This is a genomic window from Sphingomonas sp. (genome assembly GCF_035714405.1).
In the GTDB taxonomy this organism is placed as follows: domain Bacteria; phylum Pseudomonadota; class Alphaproteobacteria; order Sphingomonadales; family Sphingomonadaceae; genus Sphingomonas.
Genome location: NZ_DASTMA010000018.1, coordinates 880,925 through 904,289 on the forward strand (window position 1 = coordinate 880,925; position 23,365 = coordinate 904,289).

At 68.5% G+C, this 23,365-nt stretch carries 26 protein-coding genes; 15 read left to right on the plus strand and 11 right to left on the minus strand.

Features of this window, described 5'->3' with window-relative positions; genetic code table 11:
* Nucleotides 1-21: 21 nt before the first annotated feature.
* On the plus strand, nucleotides 22-1,317 hold the full coding sequence (locus VFQ64_RS11245) for a bifunctional folylpolyglutamate synthase/dihydrofolate synthase (protein ID WP_325103377.1): 1,296 nt from the start codon (nucleotides 22-24) through the stop codon (nucleotides 1,315-1,317).
* Here the strand turns inward: VFQ64_RS11245 and VFQ64_RS11250 are convergent.
* A complete protein-coding gene (locus VFQ64_RS11250; protein WP_325103378.1) occupies nucleotides 1,314-2,978 on the minus strand; it encodes an AmpG family muropeptide MFS transporter in 1,665 nt (554 codons plus the stop codon). The genes VFQ64_RS11245 and VFQ64_RS11250 overlap by 4 nt on opposite strands.
* 102 nt (nucleotides 2,979-3,080) lie before the next feature.
* Nucleotides 3,081-3,542: a response regulator transcription factor gene (locus VFQ64_RS11255; RefSeq protein ID WP_325103379.1), complete on the minus strand. Its 462-nt coding sequence runs from the start codon at nucleotides 3,540-3,542 to the stop codon at nucleotides 3,081-3,083.
* 72 nt (nucleotides 3,543-3,614) lie between these two features.
* Between VFQ64_RS11255 and VFQ64_RS15620 the strand changes: the two genes are divergently transcribed.
* Together VFQ64_RS15620 and rsmD are read left to right on the plus strand one after the other, a co-directional pair.
* Complete coding sequence (locus VFQ64_RS15620) at nucleotides 3,615-4,955, plus strand: pseudouridine synthase (protein WP_414712889.1); 1,341 nt, start codon at nucleotides 3,615-3,617, stop codon at nucleotides 4,953-4,955.
* Nucleotides 4,956-5,012: 57 nt separating this feature from the next.
* Complete coding sequence (gene rsmD, locus VFQ64_RS11265; protein ID WP_325103380.1) at nucleotides 5,013-5,561, plus strand: 16S rRNA (guanine(966)-N(2))-methyltransferase RsmD; 549 nt, start codon at nucleotides 5,013-5,015, stop codon at nucleotides 5,559-5,561.
* Nucleotides 5,562-5,616: 55 nt separating this feature from the next.
* On the opposite strand, the gene VFQ64_RS11270 is transcribed toward rsmD, so the two are convergent.
* Nucleotides 5,617-6,021 (minus strand): GFA family protein, encoded by a 405-nt coding sequence (locus tag VFQ64_RS11270; RefSeq protein ID WP_325103381.1) that lies wholly within the window; start codon nucleotides 6,019-6,021, stop codon nucleotides 5,617-5,619.
* A gap of 101 nt (nucleotides 6,022-6,122) precedes the next feature.
* On the opposite strand from VFQ64_RS11270, the gene VFQ64_RS11275 reads away from it, so the two are divergent.
* The 3 genes from VFQ64_RS11275 (at nucleotide 6,123) to VFQ64_RS11285 (ending at nucleotide 8,894) form a co-directional block, all read left to right on the plus strand.
* Nucleotides 6,123-8,438 carry an ATP-dependent helicase gene (locus VFQ64_RS11275; RefSeq protein ID WP_325103382.1) on the plus strand — a complete coding sequence of 772 codons (2,316 nt, stop codon included), beginning with the start codon at nucleotides 6,123-6,125 and terminating at the stop codon, nucleotides 8,436-8,438.
* Nucleotides 8,435-8,566, plus strand: a complete 132-nt coding sequence (locus VFQ64_RS11280; RefSeq protein WP_325103383.1) for a hypothetical protein — start codon at nucleotides 8,435-8,437, stop codon at nucleotides 8,564-8,566. The genes VFQ64_RS11275 and VFQ64_RS11280 overlap by 4 nt, the downstream gene beginning before the upstream one ends.
* Before the next feature lie 112 nt (nucleotides 8,567-8,678).
* Nucleotides 8,679-8,894, plus strand: coding sequence for a DUF2283 domain-containing protein (locus tag VFQ64_RS11285; protein ID WP_325103384.1), 216 nt, complete (start codon nucleotides 8,679-8,681; stop codon nucleotides 8,892-8,894).
* Nucleotides 8,895-9,172: 278 nt separating this feature from the next.
* Here the strand turns inward: VFQ64_RS11285 and VFQ64_RS11290 are convergent, their stop codons facing one another.
* The gene (locus VFQ64_RS11290; RefSeq protein ID WP_325103385.1) at nucleotides 9,173-9,397 is read right to left on the minus strand and encodes a HigA family addiction module antitoxin; all 225 of its coding nucleotides are present in this window, start codon (nucleotides 9,395-9,397) and stop codon (nucleotides 9,173-9,175) included.
* A 194-nt stretch (nucleotides 9,398-9,591) separates the two neighbouring features.
* Between VFQ64_RS11290 and VFQ64_RS11295 the strand changes: the two genes are divergently transcribed.
* The 3 genes from VFQ64_RS11295 to VFQ64_RS11305 all read left to right on the plus strand — a co-directional run bounded on the left by VFQ64_RS11295 (nucleotide 9,592) and on the right by VFQ64_RS11305 (nucleotide 11,319).
* Nucleotides 9,592-10,065 carry a hypothetical protein gene (locus tag VFQ64_RS11295; RefSeq protein ID WP_325103386.1) on the plus strand — a complete coding sequence of 158 codons (474 nt, stop codon included), beginning with the start codon at nucleotides 9,592-9,594 and terminating at the stop codon, nucleotides 10,063-10,065.
* A 194-nt stretch (nucleotides 10,066-10,259) separates the two neighbouring features.
* Entirely contained in the window at nucleotides 10,260-10,757 is a 498-nt protein-coding gene (locus VFQ64_RS11300; protein ID WP_325103387.1) for a glycine zipper 2TM domain-containing protein, read from the plus strand.
* A gap of 118 nt (nucleotides 10,758-10,875) precedes the next feature.
* Nucleotides 10,876-11,319, plus strand: coding sequence for a DUF3617 domain-containing protein (locus tag VFQ64_RS11305; RefSeq protein WP_325103388.1), 444 nt, complete (start codon nucleotides 10,876-10,878; stop codon nucleotides 11,317-11,319).
* Here the strand turns inward: VFQ64_RS11305 and VFQ64_RS11310 are convergent.
* Nucleotides 11,316-11,624 (minus strand): hypothetical protein, encoded by a 309-nt coding sequence (locus tag VFQ64_RS11310; protein WP_325103389.1) that lies wholly within the window; start codon nucleotides 11,622-11,624, stop codon nucleotides 11,316-11,318. The two genes, VFQ64_RS11305 and VFQ64_RS11310, sit on opposite strands and share 4 nt — an antisense overlap.
* Before the next feature lie 81 nt (nucleotides 11,625-11,705).
* Nucleotides 11,706-13,745: a prolyl oligopeptidase family serine peptidase gene (locus tag VFQ64_RS11315; protein ID WP_325103390.1), complete on the minus strand. Its 2,040-nt coding sequence runs from the start codon at nucleotides 13,743-13,745 to the stop codon at nucleotides 11,706-11,708.
* A 197-nt stretch (nucleotides 13,746-13,942) separates the two neighbouring features.
* Between VFQ64_RS11315 and VFQ64_RS11320 the strand changes: the two genes are divergently transcribed.
* Nucleotides 13,943-14,770: an alpha/beta hydrolase gene (locus tag VFQ64_RS11320; RefSeq protein ID WP_325103391.1), complete on the plus strand. Its 828-nt coding sequence runs from the start codon at nucleotides 13,943-13,945 to the stop codon at nucleotides 14,768-14,770.
* A gap of 153 nt (nucleotides 14,771-14,923) precedes the next feature.
* Here VFQ64_RS11320 and VFQ64_RS11325 read toward each other — a convergent pair whose 3' ends face one another.
* Together VFQ64_RS11325 and eno are read right to left on the minus strand one after the other, a co-directional pair.
* Complete coding sequence (locus VFQ64_RS11325) at nucleotides 14,924-15,241, minus strand: FtsB family cell division protein (protein ID WP_325103392.1); 318 nt, start codon at nucleotides 15,239-15,241, stop codon at nucleotides 14,924-14,926.
* Nucleotides 15,242-15,272: 31 nt separating this feature from the next.
* Nucleotides 15,273-16,550, minus strand: coding sequence for a phosphopyruvate hydratase (gene eno, locus VFQ64_RS11330; protein WP_325103393.1), 1,278 nt, complete (start codon nucleotides 16,548-16,550; stop codon nucleotides 15,273-15,275).
* A gap of 136 nt (nucleotides 16,551-16,686) precedes the next feature.
* Between eno and VFQ64_RS11335 the strand changes: the two genes are divergently transcribed.
* The 5 genes from VFQ64_RS11335 to VFQ64_RS11355 all read left to right on the plus strand — a co-directional run bounded on the left by VFQ64_RS11335 (nucleotide 16,687) and on the right by VFQ64_RS11355 (nucleotide 18,628).
* Nucleotides 16,687-17,205, plus strand: a complete 519-nt coding sequence (locus tag VFQ64_RS11335; RefSeq protein ID WP_325103394.1) for a hypothetical protein — start codon at nucleotides 16,687-16,689, stop codon at nucleotides 17,203-17,205.
* Nucleotides 17,186-17,554 (plus strand): phage holin family protein, encoded by a 369-nt coding sequence (locus VFQ64_RS11340; protein WP_325103395.1) that lies wholly within the window; start codon nucleotides 17,186-17,188, stop codon nucleotides 17,552-17,554. The genes VFQ64_RS11335 and VFQ64_RS11340 overlap by 20 nt, the downstream gene beginning before the upstream one ends.
* Complete coding sequence (locus VFQ64_RS11345) at nucleotides 17,551-17,907, plus strand: phosphatase (protein ID WP_325103396.1); 357 nt, start codon at nucleotides 17,551-17,553, stop codon at nucleotides 17,905-17,907. Before VFQ64_RS11340 ends, VFQ64_RS11345 begins: the two co-directional genes overlap by 4 nt.
* The gene (locus VFQ64_RS11350; protein WP_325103397.1) at nucleotides 17,904-18,335 is read left to right on the plus strand and encodes a hypothetical protein; all 432 of its coding nucleotides are present in this window, start codon (nucleotides 17,904-17,906) and stop codon (nucleotides 18,333-18,335) included. Before VFQ64_RS11345 ends, VFQ64_RS11350 begins: the two co-directional genes overlap by 4 nt.
* A 74-nt stretch (nucleotides 18,336-18,409) precedes the next feature.
* The gene (locus tag VFQ64_RS11355; protein WP_325103398.1) at nucleotides 18,410-18,628 is read left to right on the plus strand and encodes a DUF4170 domain-containing protein; all 219 of its coding nucleotides are present in this window, start codon (nucleotides 18,410-18,412) and stop codon (nucleotides 18,626-18,628) included.
* Nucleotides 18,629-18,686: 58 nt separating this feature from the next.
* Here VFQ64_RS11355 and VFQ64_RS11360 read toward each other — a convergent pair whose 3' ends face one another.
* The 3 genes from VFQ64_RS11360 to carB form a co-directional block, all read right to left on the minus strand.
* Nucleotides 18,687-19,316, minus strand: coding sequence for a rhomboid family intramembrane serine protease (locus VFQ64_RS11360; protein WP_325103399.1), 630 nt, complete (start codon nucleotides 19,314-19,316; stop codon nucleotides 18,687-18,689).
* A 5-nt stretch (nucleotides 19,317-19,321) separates the two neighbouring features.
* Entirely contained in the window at nucleotides 19,322-19,798 is a 477-nt protein-coding gene (gene greA / locus VFQ64_RS11365) for a transcription elongation factor GreA (protein WP_325103400.1), read from the minus strand.
* Nucleotides 19,799-19,869: 71 nt separating this feature from the next.
* Nucleotides 19,870-23,226, minus strand: coding sequence for a carbamoyl-phosphate synthase large subunit (gene carB / locus VFQ64_RS11370; protein WP_325103401.1), 3,357 nt, complete (start codon nucleotides 23,224-23,226; stop codon nucleotides 19,870-19,872).
* Nucleotides 23,227-23,365: the final 139 nt, after the last annotated feature.

Below are 23,365 nucleotides of genomic sequence, written 5' to 3' on the forward strand. Positions count from 1 at the left end.
CCGCAAGCGGGAGGCAAACTGATGCCCGACGGCGCCATTTCCACCGACCCTGCCGTCCAGGCGCAGCTCGACCGGCTGTTCGCGCACGGCCCCGGCACCGACACGCTCGGCCTGGACCGCATCTCCCGCCTGCTCGCGCGCCTCGGCGACCCGCACCGCCACCTGCCGCCGGTGTTCCACGTCGCGGGCACCAACGGCAAGGGCTCGACCTGCGCCTTCCTGCGCGCCGCACTCGAGGCCGCGGGGCACCGCGTCCACGTCTACACCAGCCCGCACCTCGTCCGCTTCAACGAGCGCATCCGCCTCGCCGGCCGCCTGATCGAGGATGCTGCCCTCGCGCCGCTGCTGGCGGAGGTGCTCGATGCCGCAGAGGACCTGCGCGCCAGCTTCTTCGAGGTCACCACCGCCGCCGCCTTCCTCGCCTTCGCGCGAACCCCGGCGGATGCCTGCGTCGTCGAGGTCGGCTTGGGTGGTCGCCTCGACGCGACGAACGTAATCCCCTCCCCTGCGGTGTGCGGCATCGCGGGTCTGGGCATCGACCACCAGGCGTTTCTCGGCGACACATTGACCGAGATCGCTGCCGAGAAAGCTGGCATCGCCAAGCCAGGCGTTCCTATCGTGACGATGGCCTATCCCGCCGACATCGCCGGGGTGATCGAAGCGATCGCTGTCGGTGCCCGTGCACCGGTCTTTGCAGCGGGTGCGGCGTGGTCCTTCTCGATCACGGGTGCGGGCGTTCTCGTCAGCGATGCTTCCGGCGAGATCGAGCTGCCCCGCCCCACGCTTCCCGGCGCGCATCAGGCGGCGAACCTTGCGCTCGCGGCCGCGATGCTGCGTCGGCAACGGGCGCTCGCCGTGCCCGACCGGTCCCTCCAGGCCGCGGCAACCACCGCACGCTGGCCCGCGCGTCTTCAGCGGCTCGGCAGCGGCCCACTCACCCGCAAGCTAAATCACCGCTCCCTGTGGCTCGATGGTGCGCACAACGCCGCCGCGGCGGCCGAACTCGCCCGATCGATGCCGCCGTTCGTGAGCGCCCTCGTGATCGGCATCCTCGCCAACAAGGACGCGGACGAGGTGCTGAGCGCGTTGGCGGGAATGGACGCCGTGGTGGCGGTTCCGGTACCCGGCCATGCTCACCACGCTCCCGCCGCGCTCGCCAGCCGCGCCGCCCTGCACAACGTGCGGTGGACGGCCAGGGCCGAGACGCTGCCGGAGGCGCTGGATCTACTCGCCGACCGTACGGACGACATCCTCATCGCCGGCTCGCTCTACCTCGCCGGGGAGGCGTTGCGCCTCAACGAAGAACTCCCCGACTAAACTGCCGCCTCCACCGGCCCACGCGCCGCCCCCCGCCACCACTCCACCAGCACAAGCGCCACCGCGATCAGCCCCAGCAATGCGGTAAAGTGGAACACCGGCGCATAGCCGACCAGCTTGATCTGCTCGCCCACCGCCGCCCGCCCGAGCGCGCCGACCAGGAAGGTCAGCGACGACAGCAGCGCATACTGCACGGCAGAATACTGCCGAGCGACGATCGACGAAATGTACCCCACGAACGCCGCGCCCGCGAGCCCGCCCGCGATATTCTCCCCCGCGATCGCGACGCACAGCCGCACCATCCGCTGGTCCGCGCCCAGCCGGTCGAGCCCGAACAGCGACGCGAAGCGGTCGATGCCGCCGCCGCCCAACGCCAGGTCCGCATAGAGCAGGTTGGTCGCCGCCGCCGCCACCGCGCCGATCAACAGCGTCGGCATCCGCCCCAGCGTCGCGAACAACAGCCCGCCCAGCGCCACCCCGGCGATCGTCATCAGCACCCCGAACAGCTTGGACGCGAACGCCACCTCGTCGTTCGAATAGCCCAGGAAATCGAGGTAGAAAGGAAAGGCGAACGGCGCCCACACGCCGTCGCAAATGCGATAGCTGAGGATCAGCGCGACCACGACGATCACGCCCCAACCCAGTCGCCCGACCAGCTCCGACAGCGGCAGCACCAGCGCGCGATAGCAATGATCCGCCGCTCGCCGCGCCGTGCCGCCGCCAGCGTCCTGCGCTCCGCCCACCGGCGCGATATACCCATTGGCCCAGGCAGCGACGATCGCCGGCACCACCACCGTCGCGACCACGATCCACGGCCCCCAGAAGCGCGTGAAGTCGCTCGCCGACGCCGCCGTTCCGCCCTCGGGCACGGGCGAAAGCGCGCGCACCATGAAGCTGCCCAGCATCCAGATCGCCCAGCCCCAGCCAACGGCCACGACACCCAGCGCAATCGCGCGCCGCCGCCGGTCGGGCACGACATGCCCCGCCAGCGGCGCGGTTGTTTCGGCTTCGGGATCTGGCGCCTCGGGCGCGGTCAGCGTCACCAGCGCCAGCACGACCATCGCCACGCCCATCCCCGCATAGACCGCCGGCCAGCCGGTCCGCGCCGCCAGCACCAGCGCGCCCGCGCCGCCCGCCAGCGCCGCGGTGCGGTTGCCGAGCTGATAGATCGCCGACAACAGCTCCACCGTCGCGGTCTCATCCGCGATCTCGATGCGCCAGGCGTCGATCACCACATCCTGCGTCGCGGAAAAGAACGCGGCGATCACCGCCAGCAGCGCAAAGGCGCCGATCGCGGTGACCGGGTCGGTCGCCGCCAGCGCCCACAGCAGCACCGCGAGCACGACCTGGCACAGCACCAGCCACGACTTGCGCCGTCCCAGCCGCGCCAGCAGCGGCGGCCGGGTGCGGTCGACCACCGGCGACCACAGGAACTTGAACGCGTAGGCCAGCCCGATCCATGACAGCACGCCGATCGTCGCCAGGCTGACCTTGGCCTCGCCCAGCCAGGCGTTGAGCGTCCCGATCAGCAGCACGAACGGCAGCCCCGACGCGAAACCCAGCGCCAGCATCGTCGCGGTCTTGCGGCTCGCCAGCGCGGCCCGCACCAGGCCCCAGCCCTTTACCGGCTTGCGCTCGTGCGTCTCAATCGTTGCCGCCACGCCTTACTCCCCATCGCGATCAGGGTAGCTCTAGCGCAAATCAAGCAGCCGGGAATCTCTTTCCCGTTCGCGCGCGGACGCCGCACGGGGACATGAACTGGTTCAGACCTGCACCCGCCCGAACAACTCCAGCCCGAGCGGCAGCCGCCGCTGCGACTTGCCCTCGATCCGCGCCTCGACCGCCTGGATCGCGCCGACCAGATCCTTTGGGGCATAGGGTTTCGCCAGCCAACCCTCCGCCAGCATCTCCGCGCCGTCCGGACGCGATCCGGTCACGAACAGCACCGGCACATTTACCGCATGCGCCGCGCGGGCGACCTCGACGCCCGACCCGTCCGCGAGGCGCACGTCGGCGACGACCAGATCTATCCCATCGCCATTACCCAGGGTGACCAGCGCCGCCGCGACCCGATCGACCGTACCGACGATCTCGAACCCCGCATCGGACAGGCAATGTTCGTTGTCGAACGCCACCAGCGGCTCGTCCTCGACGAGCAGCAATCGCACGATATGCCGCTTCTTGCGCCCGAACACGGTGCTGCCCCTTTGCTCTTCGCGGAACATAACGCGTATCTGCCCCGCGAGTCGCAAAGATTTCTGCACGCGTACGACAGTTCGCCTGTATCAGGCGCGGCGATGCCACGTTCCACCGACTCCGCCCCCTCCGAGGAACGTCTGCCCGCCGGCGGCGACCGCATTGCCAAGCTGCTCGCCCGCGCCGGCATCGCGTCGCGCCGCGAGATCGAACGCATGATCGCCGACGGCCGCGTCGCGCGCGACGGCACCGTCGTCGACACGCCGGCGACCGTGCTGACCTCGCTGAACGGCGTCACCGTGGACGGCAACCCGGTCGCGCAGCCGGAACCGGCGCGGCTGTTCATCTACCACAAGCCCCCCGGCCTGCTCGTCACCGAGCGCGATCCGCGCGGCCGCCCGACCATCTACGACCGCCTGCCCAACGACCTGCCCCGCGTCGTGCCCGTCGGCCGTCTCGACCTCGCCACCGAGGGGCTGTTGCTGCTAACCACCGACGGCGGCCTGAAACGTCAGCTCGAGCTCCCCGCCACCGGCGTCGAGCGCACCTACCGCGCCCGCGCCTATGGCCCGATCAGCCAGGCGCGGCTCGAGGATTTGATGGAAGGCATCGAGATCGAGGGCGTCCGCTATGGCCCGATCAACGCCAATCTGGAACGCCGCACGGGTGCCAACACCTGGATCGAGCTGACGCTCACCGAGGGCAAGAACCGCGAAGTCCGCCGCGTGCTCGAACATCTAGGCCTGCAGGTCAGCCGGCTGATGCGCATCCGCTACGGCCCGTTTATCCTTGCCGACCTGCCGCCCGGCGAGGTGGGAGAGGTCCGCCAGCACGACCTGATCGCCTTCCGCCAGACCCTCGACGGCAAGCGCGCCAAGAGTGCCGAGCGCATCTCGATCCCCTCGCCGGTGGCACGCGGGACGGAGCGCCCGCCTAGGGTACGCGCTGGCGCCGCCCCGCCCAGTCGTACGACGCGTTCTCCCGACGCCGGCCGCTTCCCCGCTGAAAGCCGGGGCCCAGCTGCGACGAAAGGAAGATCGGAGCGAAGCGCGCACACCTCCCCCGTCAGGCAGAAAGCAACGCTACGAGGGGAGACCAAGCGCCCTGCCCCCGCCAAATTAGCGGGCCCGCAACCGGACCCCGGCGTTCGCCGGGGAAGCGAGAAGAAGGGCGCAGCACCAATGGCTGCCGAACCCCGCCCCGGCTTCCGCACCGCCCCTACCACCGACCGAGCCGCCCGATCGGCCGCCCGCCGCAAGCCTGAACGGCCGGCAGCGCCTGCCGTCGCGCGTCCAGGAAAAGCGGCGAGTGGGCGTACTGCCAGCGACGGTGCACCGCCTCGCAACGACAGGTCGGCACCCGGGCGCGGTCCGACCAAGGGGCGAGGCAGCAAGCCACCCGGTCAACGGCCGACCGGTCCGGGCAAACCCCGCAAACGCTAACCCGCCCGACCTCACACGAGCTTGGCCGCCTCCCGCTCGCCGCGCTAAGGCGCACAAGTGAACAAGTCTCTCCGCGTCATTGCCGGCACCCTGCGCGGCCGCGCCCTCCTCGCTCCGAAGGGTGAGGCGACCCGTCCCACCGCCGACCGGGTGCGCGAGGCGTTGTTCTCGATGCTGACGAGCCGCTTGGGCAGCTTCGAAGGCCTTGCCGTCGCCGATCTCTTCGCCGGCTCCGGCGCGCTCGGCATCGAGGCGCTGTCGCGCGGCGCCGGCTCGTGCCTGTTCGTGGAACAGGACGGCGCCGCGCTCGACGCGCTGCGCGCCAACCTGGTCAAGCTGGGCCTGCGCGGGGACGTCCGGCCCGCCAGCGTCCTCGCGCTCGGCCCGGCGCCGGTGCCACTCGACCTGATCCTGATGGACCCGCCCTATGGCACCGGCGCAGGCGTGGTCGCGCTCGACCGCCTGGCGCGGCTCGGCTGGACCGGCCCCGCCACCTGGATCAGCATCGAAACCGCGCGCGACGAGAGCGTCGCGGTGGCGGGCTTCACCCCCGACGCCGAGCGCATCCACGGCAAGGCCAAGCTGACGCTGCTGCGCGCGACCTGATCGGCGCGACAGGATCGCCGCCGCGAACGGTCGCGACCCGGCCGATCGTCCGGCTCTACTCAGGCACTCCCGGGTAGCGTGCGAACTTCGGCAGCTCCGCCACGCCCGCCATCCACACCGGCGCGTCCGCCACCTGGATGTGAGCCTGCGGCGCGAATGCGTCCGCCTCGTCGAAGGTCGCGCCCTGGACGTCGACCTGGCCGGGAAAGATCGTCTCGTTGACGTAGAACAGCCCCGTGCCGCACGTTCCGCAGAACTGTCGGACCGTACCCGGCGACGACTCATACGAGCGCGGCTCGCCGGTGATCGTCACGTTTTCTTGCGCGAACAGCGTCCACAGCACCGCCGGCGCGCCTGCGGACGCCCGACACTCCGCGCACCAGCACAAGGTGGCGTGGGTCGGCTCGCCCGACGCTTCGTACCGCACCGCCCCGCACCGGCATCCGCCTGCCTTCGCCATCACCGACTCTCCCCTTGTTGCCACGATGTTCTCACGTCGACGCGCGCCGCGCAACCCGCAAAAGCTTGCCCCCGTCGCGCGCGTTCCCTAGCTGTTCACGCGTGACCGATACCGCGCAAGCCCTGCAAGACCCGCCCTACCTCCGTGGCCTCAACCCGCCGCAGCGCGAGGCGGTGCTGACCACCGAGGGCCCGGTGCTGATGCTCGCGGGCGCCGGCACCGGCAAGACCGCGGCACTCACCGCCCGCCTCGCCCACCTGCTCTATACCCGCAAGGCGTGGCCGTCGGAGATCCTGTCGGTCACCTTCACCAACAAGGCCGCGCGCGAGATGCGCGAGCGGGTCGGCCGGCTGGTCGGCGAGGCGGTCGAGGGCATGCCCTGGCTCGGCACCTTCCACGCGATCGGCGCCAAGATGCTGCGCCGCCATGCCGAGCTGGTCGGGCTGCAGTCGAACTTCACCATCCTCGACACCGACGACCAGCTCCGCCTGTTGAAGCAACTGATCGTCGCCGCCGACTTGGACGAGAAGCGCTTTCCCGCCCGCGCACTCGCCGGGCTGATCGACGAATGGAAGAACAAGGGCCTCGTACCCGCCGACATCGATGCCGGCGAGAGCGAACGCTACGCCAATGGCCGTGGCGGCGAGCTGTACCAGCGCTATCAGGAGCGGCTGAAGGCGGTGAACGCCTGCGACTTCGGCGACCTCCTGCTCCACGTCCTCACCATCCTGCGACGCCATCGCGACGTACTGGAGACCTATCAGCAGCGCTTCCGCTACATCATGGTCGACGAGTACCAGGACACCAACTCCGTCCAATATCTGTGGCTGCGCCTGCTCGCGCAGGAGCGCAAGAACATCGCCTGCGTCGGCGACGACGACCAGTCGATCTACTCCTGGCGCGGCGCGCAGGTGGAGAACATCCTCAAGTTCGAACACGACTTCCCCGGCGCCAAGGTGATCCGGTTGGAGCAGAACTACCGCTCCACGCCGCACATCTTGGGCGCGGCGGGCGGCGTCATCGCCAACAATTCCGGGCGACTCGGCAAGCAGCTCTGGACCGAGCTCGACGCGGGCGAGAAGGTCCGTGTGCTCGGCGTCTGGGACGGCCCCGAAGAGGCGCGCCGCGTCGGCGATGAGATCGAGGCCTGCCGGCGCGACGGCAAGTCGCTCGACGAAGTCGCCATCCTCGTCCGCGCGCAGCACCAGACCCGCGAGTTCGAGGACCGCTTCATCGCCATCGGCATGCCCTATCGCATCGTCGGCGGCGCGCGCTTCTATGAGCGGATGGAGATCAGGGACGCGATCGCCTACCTCCGCATCGTCAACCAGCCCGCCGACGACCTCGCCTTCGAACGCATCGTCAACGTTCCCAAGCGCGGGCTCGGCGACAAGGCTTTGGCCAAGCTCCACATGCTCGCCCGCCGCGCGAACGAGCCGCTGACCACCGCCGCCGCGCGCATCCTCGACACCGACGAGTTGACCCCGCAGGCGCGCAAGTCGCTCGGCCGGCTGATCGGCGACATCGCGCGCTGGCGCGACATGGCGACCGAGCTGCCTCACCCCGAGCTCGCCCGCCAGCTGCTCGACGAGAGCGGCTACACCGCCATGTGGCAGGCGGAGAAGTCGGCGGAGGCGGCCGGCCGGCTGGAGAACCTGTCCGAGCTGGTCCGCGCGATGGAGGAATATGAATCGCTCGGCGCCTTTCTCGAGCATGTCAGCCTGGTCATGGACAATGAGGGCGGCCGCAACGACCCGCAGGTCACGATCATGACCATCCACGCCGCCAAGGGGCTGGAGTTCGACACCGTATTCCTGGCGGGCTGGGAGGAAGGCCTGTTCCCCTCGCAGCGTGCATTGGACGAGGGCGGCACGCGCAGCCTCGAGGAGGAGCGTCGCCTCGCCTATGTCGCCATCACCCGCGCGCGCCGCCGCGCGATCATCCTCCATGCCGCCAATCGCCGCATATACGGCCAGTGGACTTCGTCGCTGCCCTCGCGCTTCGTCGCCGAGCTGCCGCCCGAGCACACCAATACCGAGACCACCATGTCCGGCGGCGAGTCGCTATGGCGCGCCAACTGGAGCGAACACGCCGACCCCTTCGCCAACGTCGCGCGCGGCTCGGGCCGCGGCCCCGGCTGGCAGCGCGCGGCGGGCACACTCGACCAGAAACAGCCCGGCGGCGCCTGGTCGCAACGCACCTTCACCAGCGAACCCCAGCGCATCGTCGAAAGCCGTGGCCCGAGCGTCAGCCTAGGCAACAAGGGCCGCAGCGACCTGGCGGTGGGCATGCGCGTCTTCCACCAGAAGTTCGGCCACGGCGACATCGCCGAGATCGAAGGCAACAAGCTGGAGATCGACTTCGACGCGGCGGGGCGCAAGCGGGTGATGGATAGTTTCGTGACGATCGGCGGGTGAAGACCACACGTTATTTCGACGAGCAGATCCGCCGCAAGCGACCGGAACTGCGCCGCGATTGGATCGAGCAAGCGCTGGCAAGTCCAGAACGCCGGACAGAGCAGGACGACGGCCGGGTCCGCTTCTGACGGCGCGTTGAGTCGGACGCAGGCAAGGTAAATATGCTGCGGGTCGTGACGCTGGCGGATGGCGAAACGTCCATGACGCCTTCTTCGACCGCAGCTACAAGGAGCCGGCGCCGTGAAGCTGCACTATTATCCGGAAACAGACAGCCTCTACATCGAGCTGTCGACCGCTCCAAGCATTGCGACGCAGGCGATCTCCGACAGTGTCAACGTCGATTTCGACCAACAGGGCGGCATCGTTGGCATTGATATTGGCCATGCTTCGAAGCAGCTTGATCTCACCACGCTCGAGACATCAGCGCTGCCAATCCAAGCTTTGAGAGCCGCGTAGATTGGCGGGAACGCCCGGCGGCAAGGTCGGCTTTGCGAGCGGCATCGTAGCCGTATTCGCTTCGGCGATACTGTCTTGGCGCGTGTCGTTGACGGCCCTGTTCATGGTTGCTGTCACGGTAGGGCTGTTGGTTCGCGCGCTCGCCAATCATCTTTTTAGATGGGCGCGATCTGAGGCGGCAGCTGGCTGGCGCATTCTCTAAGCCGCCACCCGCTCCACCTCGATCGTCGTCTCCCGCGCCCGCGCCTGCGCCAGATCATACGCCGCCTGCATGCGGATCAGCGGATAAGCGTATCGGCACTCAGCCCAAATGCCCTTTCGAACCGCAGCGCCATCTCCGCCGACAGCCCCGCGCGGCCGCCGAGCAGATTGCTCATCGCCTGCCGCGTGACATGCAACTTCGCAGCCGCCTCGGCAACAGACAGTCCATATGGCTCGACGATCTCCGTCCGGAGCCACGGGCCGGGGTGAACAGCGAAGCTCGGGTGCAGCTTGACAGGCATCGGTGGTAATCCTCGAACGCGAAGCGCGGCTCGCGATCCGCCTCCCCGGCGGAAGCCGGGGCCCAGTCGGCCGCGCCGCGGACTAGGGCCCGGCTTCCGCCGGGAAGGTGCGTCGGACAAACTATATCGACCTTAGCTCGCGGCCCAATCGACAGGCCTGTCCTACAAGCCACCTCCTCCGCATACACTCGCCGATGACCGAGTCGCCCCGCCCCGATCCCATCCCCTTCACCCCCGTGCCCACCGCGTCGACCCGCCACGACGGCTGGACGCCGCAGCGGCAGCGGCAGTTCATCCGCGCGCTCGCCGCGATGGGCGTGGTCGCCGCCGCGGCGCGCGCGGTCGGCAAAAGCGCGACCGCCGCGTACAATCTCCGCGCACGGCCCGGCGCTGAAGAGTTCGCAGGCGCTTGGGACATCGCGCTCAACATGGGCCAGGATCGCGCCTTTGAGCTCGCCGTCGATCGAGCGATCAACGGCTACCACGCGCCGCGATATTATCGAGGGCGCGAGGTCGGGACCGTCCACCGGTTCGACATGCGGCTGGCGATGGCCGCCCTTCGCGGGCGACAGGAGCCTGCGGCGGAGCCGCTCTCGGCCGAGCAGCAGGCACAGGTCGCATGGCTGCTTGGCGACGTGCCTGGACCGCCCCCGCCAGGGCTTGATTGACGTGCGATCGCGGCAAGTTCGACAAGTTCCGCGTCGCTAACATATGCGACTGCCGCAAAGTTCGACAACTTCGCGGCCTCGACCCTACCCACCGACGCCCCACCCGGCCCGATCCGGAACGATACGCTCCCGAAACCGTATAACCCCGTTGTCCGGCCACACCGCCAGACCAGTAACCTTGAGAGGATTCCTCCATGCTCACCAAGATCATGATTGCCGCCGCCGCCATTGCGACGCTCGGCACCGGCGCCGCCGTTGCGCAGACCGCACAGCAGGATCAGCGTTTCCGTCAGGCACAGGAGCGGTTCGACCGCGAATACCAGCTTTTCCGTCAGGAATCGGATCGCTACGCCCAGTCGCGCAGCCGCACGGGCTACAACGACAACCGCTACAACACTTATCAGGACGACCCGAACTACGAGCCGTCGCGCTACTATCGCTCGGGCAACCAGTATCAGGAGCGTGTGCTGTCGAGCGACGACCGCGTCTACACCGGCGCCGACGGCCGCTATTACTGCCGCCGCTCGGACGGCACGACGGGCCTGATCGTCGGCGCGGCCGGCGGCGGCATCCTCGGCAACGTCATCGACGGCGGGCGCTCGCGCACGGTCGGCACGCTGCTCGGCGCGGCGGTCGGCGCGGTCGCGGGTCGCGCGGTGGAGCGCAACCAGCAGGAAATCCGCTGTAGGTGAACAGCGGACGGCCTCGGCTTGCGCAGGCAAGCCGAGGACTCGTCACGGCGGCCAGCAAAACCTGTTCGCCGGCTTCGTTTGACGTCGTGACGACCTGAGGTTGATGGTAAGGACGAGCATGCGCCTGCTGATCGCCCTCCCCCTCCTCCTCGCGGCCGCGTCACCCGCCGGCTTCACTCCCGGCCTGTGGCAGGTCACCAGTGCGCCGGGCACTGCGACGCTGGGCGGCCGATCGCTGGGCGACCTCCCCTACGACGCCCCTGCGACGCCCGGCGAGGTCTGCCTGTCCGCCGCCGACGCCGCGAACGGCGCCTGGCTCGCCCGCGATCTCGGACCGGGCTGTACGCTCACCAGCCGCAAGCTCGTCAAGGGCCGGATCGACCTCGCCGGCACCTGCGCGCCACAAGCACCGGGGCTGGCAAGAGGCACCGTCCGCATCACCGGCCGCTGGACGACGACAAGCTACGACCTGCGCTTCACCACCCGCAATCCGTCCGAGAACGGCGTGATGGGCTTCACCGGCACCATGTCGGGCAAGCGCATCGGCGCCTGCCCGGTTTAGACGGTCATCACCGTCTCGCCGCCATAACGCTCCGCCCGCGGATCGAACAGCGGGCTGACGTTGAAGCGCCGCGGCGTGATCCGCACCGCGCTCAGCCCCGCCAGCTTGAAGGTGCCGAGCTTCTCTTCCTTTGGCGGCTTGCCGTCACGCTCCAGCGTCACCGCGTCGATGTGCAGGTCGCCATGCCGGGTATAAAGCACATGCGGCGCCAGCGTCATCTCCGTGCGGTTGTACACCGCGGCGATGCATTGGCGCTTCACGATCGCTTCCAGATAGACGGGCGTGGCGGGATCGGGGGTGGTCATGCATCACTCCTAGCCCGTTCTGCTGCGCCGCAACAACCGCCCCCGTTCAGCCCGGTTCCGCCCGCCTGCGCAGGCCCGCCGCTATTTGGACGCGACCGCCGCCGGCCCCATCAGCTTCTGCGCGAAATAGACCATCTGCAGCGCCTGCAACCGCGCGCCCTGCGCGATGTCCGCATCACCCGAGTGCCCGCCGGCGGTGTCCTCGTAGAACAGATACGGCAGGCCATATTCCTTCATCCGCGCCGCGAACTTGCGCGCATGCTGCGGACCCACCCGATCGTCCTTGGTCGTCGTCCAGATATACGGCTCCGGATACGCCGCGCCGCGCTTCAGGTTCTGGTAGGGCGAGGTCTTCTCCAGGAACGCGCGCTCCTCGGGCACGCTGACCGAGCCGTACTCGTCGACCCACGACGCGCCGGCCGCGATCTGCTCGTACCGGATCATGTCGAGCAAGGGCACCTGGATGGCGACGGCCCTCCACAGCTGCGGCTGCTGCGTCATCTGCACACCCATCAACAGCCCGCCGTTAGAGCCGCCATAGATGCCGAGCTTCTGTGCACTGGTCACTCGCCGCGTGAACAGGTCGCGCGCGACGCTGGCGAAGTCGTCGAAGATCACCTGTCGCTTGGTCTTGCGGCCCGCATCGTGCCAGGCCGGACCGAACTCGCCGCCGCCGCGGATGTTGGCGAGCACGAACGCCCCGCCCCGCTCCAGCCACACCTTGCCGGTCGAGCCCAGATAGGTCGGCAACCGGGCGAGCTGGAACCCGCCATAGGCGGTCATCAGCGTCGGCGTGGTGCCGTCCAGCTTGGCGCCCTTGGGCAGCACCACGAAGTACGGCACCTTGGTGCCGTCGCTCGACGTAGCCTCGAACTGCTCTACCCGCATGCCGGCCGCATCGAACCGCGCGGGCAGCGTCTTGACGACCTTCGGCGCCGCCGGGCTCGCCACGTCCAGCGTCGCCAGCGTCGTCGGAGTCGCGAAGCCGTTGACGCTCAGGAACGCGAGGTTCGACCGATCGGTGGTGCTCGCGACCCCGACGCTCATGTTCTCCGGCAACGGCACCGCCTGGCGGCTCCACCCCGTCGCGGTCGGCGCAAGCACATCGGCGCGGCCCCGGACATTGTCGATATAGGCGACGATCACCCGGTCGCGCGTCGTCGCCACCTGCTGCACCGACTGGCGTGGCGTCGGCGCCCACAGCAGCCTGGGGTTGAGCTCCCCACGCTCGACCTCGGCCAGCGGCAGCCACGCCACCGACCCCGCCTTGATCGCGCCCCAGTCGTCGCTGGTGCTGACGATCACGCGCCCGTCGACCAGCCCGTCGATGAACGCGCGCGCCGGCATGTCCAGCTTGCGCGTCCCCGCCGGCGTCCAGACGAACTTCTCGCCGCCGAAGAAGGTGGTACGCCGCTCCACCGTCACCAGCCGGTTGCCCTTGGCATCGCGCAATGACGAGGCATAGGTACCCAGCTGGTCGCCCGGCTGCCCACGGAACACCTCGGTCGCCGCCTCGATCGGCTGACCGCGCTTCACCAGCTTGACCACGAACGGATAGGAGGACGCGGTCAGCGTCCCGTCGCCCCAGTCGCGGCTGACCAGCAGTGTGTCCTTGTCCACCCACGCCGCGCCCTGCTTCGACTTGGGAAGCGCGAAGCCGCCCGCGACGAACTGCCCGGCCACCATGTCGAACTCGCGATAGGAGATCGCGTCCTCGCCACCCTCCGACAGGGCGACGAGGCACAGCCGCTCCTCAGGCTGGAGGCACTGGGCGCCCTTGAACACCCACTTCTTGCCTTCCGCGCGGCTCAGCGCATCGACGTCGATCAGCGTCTTCCACTGCGGCGTGGCCGTCAGATAGTCGGCTTCCGTCGTCCAGCGCAGCAGACCTTGGGGATGCTCCTTGTCGCGCCAGAAATTGACGATCCGCCCTGCTTCTTGCGACGGCATCGGGATGCGGTCGGTCGCCGATGCGATCGCCAGGGCCTCGGCATAGAAGGCGGCGTAGCGCGGGTCGCTTTCCAGCCGCGGCAGGGTGCGCGCGTTCTCCGCCTCCACCCACGCGAGCGCCTTGGCGCCGTCCTTGTCCTCCAGCCAGATATAAGGGTCGTTGTCAGTCATGGCGGCCGTCTGCGCGAGCGCGGGGGCAATGGCAAACGGGGCGGCCAGCAGGGTGCTGGCGAACAGAAGCTTAAGATGGCGCAACGGGCGTCCCTTTCATCGTTGCAACGCTTGTGCCGCGCCCATGCGTTTTCGCCAAGGGAGGAACGCGCTCCCCCAAGGCTCGTTACCCAACAAACATCAATCGGAGCACAGCCATGCCCTTCATCAAAACCCGCGACGGCACCGACCTCTACGTCAAGGATTGGGGCCAAGGCCGGCCGGTGATCCTCACCCATGGCTGGCCGCTGAACGCCGACATGTGGGACGCGCAGGCCATGGCGCTGGCGGAGGCAGGCTTCCGGGCGATCGCCTATGACCGGCGCGGCTTCGGGCGTTCGGGCCAGCCCTGGAGCGGCTACGAATACGACACGCTCGCCGACGATCTCGCCGACGTCATGGCGGCGACCGGCGCTACCTCGGACGCGACGATCGTCGGCTTCTCGATGGGCGGCGGCGAGGTCGCGCGCTACATGAGCCGCCACGGTGGGCGCGGCGTCATCGCCGCCGGACTGATCTCGTCGGTCGTGGCCTATCTGCTCAAGGACGACAGCAACCCCGACGGCGTGCCCGCCGCGCAGTTCGAGCAGATCAAGGCCGGCATCAAGGAAGACCGCGCGCGTTTCTTTCACCATACCTTCGTGCCCGGCTTCTTCGGGGTCGGCTGGGTCAGCAGCCCGGTCAGCCAGGAGGTGGTCGACTACTCCACCTCGCTGGCGCTGATGTCGGGGTTGAAGGGCACACTCGACTGCGTCGACGCGTTCGGCAAGACCGATTTCCGCCCCGACCTGCCGGCGTTCAACGTGCCGACGCTGATCATCCACGGTACCGCCGACAAGACGGTTCCGATCGACCCCAGCGCCCGCGCCGCCCATCGCGGTATCGCGGGCTCGCAGCTGGTCGAATATGACGGCGCCCCGCACGGGCTGAACGTCACGCACAGCGATCAGCTGACGCGCGACCTGCTCACGTTCCTGGGGCGGTAGTTGAGAGAGCACTGGAATTGGCATCTTCCCCGGCGAAGGCCGGGGTCCAGTTTCGAGCTGCAGTGAGGCAGTCGACTGCCCTCTCCAATGATCGGCTAACAAACTGGACCCCGGCCTTCGCCGGGGAAGAGTATCAGAGCAGGCGAACTCAGCCTACTTCCTGAGGGGAACAACCACCTCGTCCGGGTGGATCACGTTCAGCTCCTTGCGCGTCATCTCGTCGACCATGTCCGGGTTGGCGTGGTCAGGATCGAGGAGCGCCACCCGGTTCTTCAGCACCGTGCGCTTCTGGTCGAGCGCCGCATAGTCCTTCTCGCGCTTGGCCAGTTGCCGCTGATAGTCGCCATAGGCGAGGATGCCGTTCTGCCCCAGCACCGCATAGGCGCCGAAGAACGCGATCAAGACCAGCCCTGTCGCCGGCAACGCGGCACGGCGCAAGGTACGGAGGAACGGCGTGGTTTTTCGGCTCACCCCCGCGTCATCGCAGTCCCCGACTCGGCGATCAAGCCCGAACGACCGACCGTCCGGCAAATCGTGCCGCCCCGCCCAATTCCTCCTCGATGCGGATCAGCTGGTTGTACTTCGCCAGCCGGTCGGACCGCGCCAGGGAGCCCGTCTTGATCTGCCCGCAATTGGTCGCGACCGCGAGGTCGGCGATGGTCGAATCCTCGGTCTCTCCCGAACGGTGCGACATGACCGCGGTGTATCCCGCCCGGTGTGCGGTCGACACGGCTTCCAGCGTCTCGGTCAGCGTCCCGATCTGGTTGACCTTGACCAGCAGCGAGTTCGCGAGCCCCTGCCCGATGCCCCAGCGCAGCCGCTCCGGGTTGGTCACGAACAGGTCGTCGCCGACCAATTGCACCTTCGTCCCGATCGCCTGCGTCAGCGCGGCCCAGCCCTCGACGTCGTCCTCGGCCATGCCGTCCTCGATCGAGATGATCGGATAGCGCCCGACCAGATCCTGGTAATAGCGCGCCATCTCCTGCGGTCCGAGCTTCAGGCCCTCGCCCGACAGATCGTACTGGCCATCGCGGAAGAACTCGGTCGCCGCCGGATCGAGTGCCAGCATCACGTCGTCGCCCGGCTTGTACCCCGCCGCCTCGATCGCCTCCATGATGAAATCGAGCGTCTCCGCATTGTTGGCGAGGTGCGGTGCGAAGCCGCCCTCGTCGCCGACGCCGGTCGCCAGCCCCTTCGCATGCAGCGCCTTCTTCAACGCGTGGAAGATCTCCGACCCGCAGCGCACCGCCTCGAACAGGCTCGACGCGCCGACCGGCATCACCATGAACTCCTGGAAGTTCAGCGGATTGTCGGCATGCTCGCCGCCGTTGATGATGTTCATCATCGGCACCGGCAGCAGGTGCGCCGAAACACCGCCGACATAGCGATACAGCGGCAGCCCGCGCGCGTCCGCCGCCGCCTTCGCCGCCGCCAGGCTGACGCCGAGGATCGCGTTGGCGCCCAGTCGCCCCTTGTTGGGCGTACCGTCCAGCTCGATCATCTTGGCGTCCAGATTGGCCTGATCCTCGGCGTCCTCCCCGACCAGCGCCTCCGCGATCTCGCCGTTGACCGCCTCGACCGCCTGTTCGACGCCCTTGCCGCCCCACCGGGCCCGGTCGCCGTCGCGCTTCTCGACCGCCTCATGCGCCCCGGTCGACGCGCCCGAGGGCACCGCGGCGCGCCCGGAACTGCCGTCCTCCAGCAGCATGTCGACCTCCACCGTGGGATTGCCCCGGCTGTCGAGGATGGTGCGCGCGTGGATGTCGATGATCGCGGTCAAGGTCCGGCAACTCCCGTGATTGGTGCAGCCGTCCCTACCGCTCGGATATGCTAGGGGCAATCGGCGGACCGGCGTGGAACAAGCGCATTCCCGCCGGTGTTACGCAGGAAGACACGGCTCGAAAGGGAACAAGATCATGGCCGAGAACGACTTCGCACGTCCGATGAACGATGCGGACATCACCCCGCCGACCGACACCGGTTTCACGCCCGCCGTCCCGCTGAAGGGCGCAGGCGTCGAGTTCGAAGCCGATGGCGCGGGCGGAACGACCGCGGCGGCGCGCCAGACGCTCAAGGATGCCGGCGGCAAGCTGACCGCGCAGGCGGGCGACAAGGCGCGCGGCTTTGCCGAGATGGGCAAGGAGCGGGCCGGCGGCGCGTTGGAGCAGCTGGCGGCGATGCTGACCGATGCCGCGGGCCAGGTCGACGGCAAGCTTGGCGCGCAATACGGCCAATATGCCCGCTCGGCGGCCGAGCAGGTCCAGGGCCTTTCCTCGGCGGTCAAGGAGAAGGATGTCGACGAGCTGCTGGACGACGCGCGCGCGCTGGTGCGTAAAAGCCCCGCCGCGGCGATCGGCGCGGCGGCGGCGGTCGGTTTCGTGGTCGCGCGGCTGATCCAATCGGGGCTGGACGACAATGCTGCAAACCGCGCCTAGTTCGCGGCCGATCATCACGGTCGAGCCGGCGGACGAGGGCATCTCCACCCTCGTCCACCGGACGATCGACGATGCCCGCGAGTTCGCCCATGCCGAGGTCGCGCTCTACAAGGCGAAGGCCGCGGAGCGGGCCAACGCCTACAAGAACGCTGCCATATTCTTCGGCGCCGCCGCGACGCTCGCGCTGTCGGCGATCACCGCGCTGCTTGTCGGCCTGATCCTGACGCTAGCGACGCTGCTGGGCCCGGGATGGGCGACCCTGATCGTCGTGGTCGGGACGTTCATCATCGCGGGCATCCTGGCGATGATCGGCAAGGGCAAGCTCACGCCAGCAGGAGCCAAGAAGTGACCGGACCATCGCCCGATCCCGTCGCGGACGTGCAGGCGGCGGAGCGCCGCGCGGCGCTCGCCAAGGAGAGGCTGGCGGAGTCGGCCCATCGCCTCCAGGCAAAGCTCAACCCGAAGACCCTCGCGCGCGAGGCCGCGCGCAGCGCGACCGACAAGGGTCGGACCTATGCTCGCGCTGGGGTCGACGCGGCCAGGCAGAATCCGGCGCCCGTCGCCGGCGCGGTCGCGGCGACCGGGCTGTTCCTGCTTCGCCACCGCATCGCGGGCCTGTTCCGCCGCAAGCAGAAGCTCACCGTTCCGGCCCAAGCCAGGGCGCCGGACCCCACCTACACCATCCAAGGGGATTCCATATGACCGACACCCGCTCCACTCAGGATCAGTCCGGTACGCTCGAGCGTGCCCGTGATACCGCCGCCGACGCCGCGCGTCGCACCGCCCAGAGCATCGAGACCAATCCGCTCGGCATCGTCGTCGGCGGCCTTGCGGTCGGTGTGCTGGCCGGCGCGCTGCTGCCACGCTCGCAAAAGGAGAAGGAGCTGCTCGCTCCCGTCGGCAAGCGGCTGGGCGACACCGCCCGCGCCGCGATCGACACCGCCCGCGAGCAGGGCCGCAGCGAGCTCGAAACCCGCGGCTTCACCAAGGACGCGGCGCAGGAGCAGGTCAAGAACCTGCTCGGCGGCCTCGGCAAGGCGCTGTCCGCCGGCGGTGCGGTCGCCGCCAAGTCGGCGACCGGCAAGACCGGCCAGGACCAGGGCGGGCAGGATCAGACCAGCCCGGCGTGAAATCGGGGGCTTCCTTCCCCAGAAGGGAGGGAGCCCCTTCACCCCCGCGGCTCGCTCGGCTAGAGGGCGCGGCTATGAGCAAGCTTCACCTCGTCTTCGGCGGCCGCGTCCGCGACCCTCGCGGGCTCGATTTTGCTGATCCGAATGATCTCGAGGTCGTCGGTATCTTCCCGGATTATGCGAGCGCGCAAAAGGCGTGGCGTGGCGCTGCGCAGCGCACCGTCGATGACGCGGAAATGAAGTTTGTCGTCGTCCACCTTCACCGGTTGCTGGAGCCGACGCTCGAGGGCTGATACGACTTAAGCAGGGTCTGAATGCTTCTCGACAGGGCCGTCTCGTTCCGCTGAAACCTTAGGCCCCCCGCCACCGCCACAACAGCAGCGGCCGCGCCAGCGCCAGCCCCGCCAGGAACCCGCCAATGTGCGCCGCGATCGCCACCGGCTGGTCGCCGTCGGTCGCCCCGATCAGCAGCTGGACGACGATCCAGCCGGCCGCCAGCCAGGCCACATGCACGACCCCTGCGGGCACCGGCCCCAGGGCCTTCGCGCGTCGCTCCCCGAACAGCAGCGCGTAGGCCCCTATGACGGCAGAGATCGCGCCGCTCGCACCAATCATCGGTACCGTGGACTCAGGCGACGCCAGCCACTGCCCCGCGACGGAGGCATACGCGCCCGCCAGGTACAGCATGAGCATCCCCGGCGTCCCCAGCGCGTGCTCGGCCTGCCGACCGGCATAGACAAGCATCAAGAGGTTGAAGCCTAGATGCAGTAGCCCGCCATGCACCAACGTCGTCGACAGCGGCGTCAACCACACCGGGAGCAGCGCCACCGGCGCGACCACGCCCTCCGCCCCGATCCGCGCCGGGATGAAGCCGCCGGCCAGCGCCGCCTGCGGCAACCAGCCCAACAGCAACACCACCGCCGACGCGATCAGCGTCAGCGCGGCCACCCCATAGGTCGCCGGCGCATCCCGCCAGTTCATGCCGCTCAGATGAACTCGATCTTTGACACCAGATAATAGCGGTCACCCGACGGCACCGTGACCTCGACCTCGTCGTCCAGCCGCCGCCCGATCAGCGCGCGGCCGATCGGCGAGTTGTAGCTGATCCGACCCCGGCTCGCATCCGCCTCGGTCTCGCTGACGATCTGATAGCGCAGCGGCTTGTCGTCCTCGTCGAGTAGCGTCACGGTCGCGCCGAACACCACCTTGTCGCCGGACAGATCCTTGGGATCGATGATCTGCGCGCGGCTGAGCTTGCCCTCGATATCGGAGATGGTCGCCTCGTTCTGGCCCTGCTGCTCCTTCGCCGCATGGTATTCGGCGTTCTCGGAGAGGTCGCCGTGCGCGCGCGCTTCCTCGATCGCGTCGACGATCAGCGGTCGTTCGATTTTCAGGCGCTTCAGCTCGGCGGTGAGCTTCTCATAGCCTTCCTGGAGCATCGGCATCTTGTCGACGGTCGCCATCACATTCCCCAATTTCTCTACCCCGCGCGACCCGGCAGGCCGCCCGCACCAGTGTTCAGTCTGTGTCGGGGTCACTCGTGCAAGCGGGAATGATAGGATTGCAGCGGCCGTACTTCAAGGTCGCGCGCCCCGGCCGCGATGGCGCGGGCCGCCTGCACCGCCGCCGGCGCGGTGGTGAAATAGGGCACCCGGTTGGTCATCGCCGCCGCGCGGATGGGCGCGGAGTCCTTCAGGCTCTGCCATCCCTCGGTCGTATTGATGATGAGGGCGACATCGCCATCGGTGATGCGGTCGACGATGTGTGGCCGCCCCTGCGCCACCTTGTTGACCGGCGTCACCGGCAGGCCCGCGCGCGCGAGGAAGTCCGCCGTTCCGGTCGTCGCCAGGATGCCGAAGCCGTTGTCGACCAGCGCCTGCACGGCCGCCACGATCGCCGCCTTGTCGCCGTCCTTGACGCTGACGAACACCGTCCCGCCATCCGGCAGGATCGTGCCGGCGCCCAGCTGCGACTTGGCGAAGGCGGTGGTGAAGTCGCGGTCGATGCCCATCACCTCGCCGGTCGACTTCATCTCCGGGCTCAGCACCGGATCGACGCCGGGGAAGCGCCCGAACGGGAATACCGCCTCCTTCACCGCGAAATAGTCGATGTGCCGGTCGACCGGCGGCAGGTCCGCCAGCTTCTCGCCCGCCATCACCCGCGCCGCGATCTTGGCGATGGGGGCGCCGATCGCCTTGGCGACGAACGGCACGGTGCGCGACGCACGCGGATTGACCTCGATAAGGTAGACCTGGTCGCTGACGGGCTTGGCCTCGCGGCCGCTGGCCTTGACCGCGAACTGGATGTTCATCAGCCCCTTCACCGACAGCGCCTGCGCCAACAGTACCGTCTGGCGCTCGATTTCCGCGACGATCTCGGGCGTGAGCGAATAGGGCGGGATCGAGCAGGCGCTGTCGCCCGAATGGACGCCGGCCTCCTCGATATGCTGCAACACGCCCGCGACCACCACATCGATGCCGTCGCTGATCGCGTCGACATCGACCTCGATCGCGTCGCGCAGATACTGGTCGATCAGCACCGGACTGTCGCCCGACACCTGCACCGCGGTGGCGATATAGTCGTCGAGCTGCGCCGGCCCGTCGACGATCTCCATCGCTCGGCCGCCCAGTACATAGCTTGGGCGCATCAGCACCGGATAGCCGATCCTCGCCGCCGCCGCGATCGCTTCGTCGCGGCTCCGCGCGAGCCCGTTCTGCGGCTGCCGCAGCCCCAGCTTCGACACCAAGGCCGCGAACCGTTCGCGGTCCTCCGCCAGGTCGATCGCGTCGGGCGAAGTGCCCAGGATCGGGATTCCCGCCTTCTCCAGCGCCCGCGCGAGGTTGAGCGGCGTCTGCCCGCCGAACTGGACGATCACGCCGACCAGCTCACCCTTCTGCTGCTCGACATGCAGGATCTCCAGCACGTCCTCCGCCGTCAGCGGCTCGAAATACAGCCGGTCGGACGTGTCATAGTCGGTGCTCACCGTCTCCGGATTGCAATTGACCATGATCGTCTCATAGCCCGCCTCCGCGAGCGCGAAGCTGGCATGGCAGCAGCAGTAATCGAATTCGATCCCTTGCCCGATCCGATTCGGCCCGCCACCCAGGATCACGATCTTGCGCCGCTCGCTCGGTACGCTCTCGTCCTCGGGCTCACCGAAGCTCGGCGCCTCATAGGTCGAGTACATGTACGGCGTCTTCGCATCGAACTCCGCCGCGCAGGTGTCGATCCGCTTGAAGACGGGGCGCACACCCAGCCGGTGGCGCAGCGCGCGCACCTCCTCCTCGGTAACGCCGCCGGTCATCGCCACCACCGCCTCGTGGATCAGCCCGGAGCCGCGCGCGATCCCCCGGCTCATGCCGCGCAGATGCGCCGACTGCAGCGCCAGCCAGGCGAGCCGTTTGTCGGAAAAGCCCATCGCCTTCAGGCGCCGCATTCCGGCCGCGTCGATCGGCAGGCCGTTCTCCATCACCTCGGCCTCGGCGACGATAATCTCCGCGATCCGCTCCAAGAACCACGGATCGTACTTGGCGATCGCGTGCACCTCCGCGACCGTGAACCCCTCGCGCAACGCCTGGGCCGCGACCAGCAGCCGGTCGGGCGTAGGCACCGCCAGCGCCGCCTCGATCTCCGCGCGCGGCGCGCCCGCCAGCCGATCGACGATGTTGAAGCCGGATAACCCCGTCTCCAGCCCGCGCAGCGCCTTCTGCAGCGACTCATGGATCGACCGCCCGATCGCCATCACTTCGCCGACAGACTTCATCGCGGTGCCCAGCACCGCCTCCGCGCCCTTGAACTTCTCGAACGCGAAGCGCGGGATCTTGGTGACGACATAGTCGATGGTCGGCTCGAACGCCGCCGGGGTCGCGCCCGTGATGTCGTTCTCGATCTCGTCGAGCGTGTACCCCACCGCCAGCTTCGCCGCGACCTTGGCGATCGGGAACCCCGTCGCCTTTGAGGCGAGCGCCGACGAGCGCGACACGCGCGGGTTCATCTCGATCACCACCAGCCGCCCGTCCGCCGGATTGACCGCGAACTGGACGTTGGAGCCGCCCGTCTCGACGCCGATCTCGCGCAGCACCGCAATGCTGGCGTTGCGCATGATCTGATATTCCTTGTCCGTCAGCGTCAGCGCCGGCGCGACGGTGATCGAGTCGCCGGTATGGACGCCCATCGGATCGACATTCTCGATCGAGCAGACGATGATGCAGTTGTCGTTGCGATCCCGCACGACCTCCATCTCATATTCTTTCCAGCCGAGCAGCGATTCCTCGATCAGCACCTCGGTGGTCGGGCTCGCGTCCAGTCCCTTGCGCACCAGCTCGACGAACTCGGACCGGTTATAGACGATGCCGCCGCCCGTGCCGCCGAGCGTGAAGCTCGGCCGGATAACGGCGGGCAGCCCGGTGATCTCCAGCCCCGCCAGCGCCTCCTCGACGGTATGCGCGATCGCCGACCGGGCGCTTTCCAGCCCGATCCTGGTCATCGCGTCCTTGAACTTCAGCCGGTCCTCCGCCTTGTCGATCGCCTCCGCGTCCGCGCCGATCATCTGCACGCCGAACTTGTCGAGCGTGCCGTCGCGGAACAGCGCCAGCGCGGTGTTGAGCGCCGTCTGCCCCCCCATCGTCGGCAGCACCGCGTCCGGGCGCTCCTTCTCGATGATCTTGGCGACGATTTCGGGCGTGATCGGCTCGACATAGGTCGCGTCCGCCAGCTCCGGATCGGTCATGATCGTCGCCGGGTTGGAGTTGACCAGGACGATCCGATACCCCTCCTCGCGCAGCGCCTTGGCGGCCTGCGTCCCCGAATAGTCGAACTCCGCCGCCTGCCCGATGACGATCGGCCCGGCGCCGATGATGAGGATGGAGGAAATGTCGGTGCGTTTGGGCATCAGCCTTCGAAGCTCATGTTGACGAACACCGCCTTGAGGTGATTGCGCCGCGCCCAGCGCGTTACGCAGGTGCGCTGCTCCGCGCTAACTTGCTGCCGGATGAGCAGCAGCAGCTTCTTCTCGCTCTCGTCCTGGATCA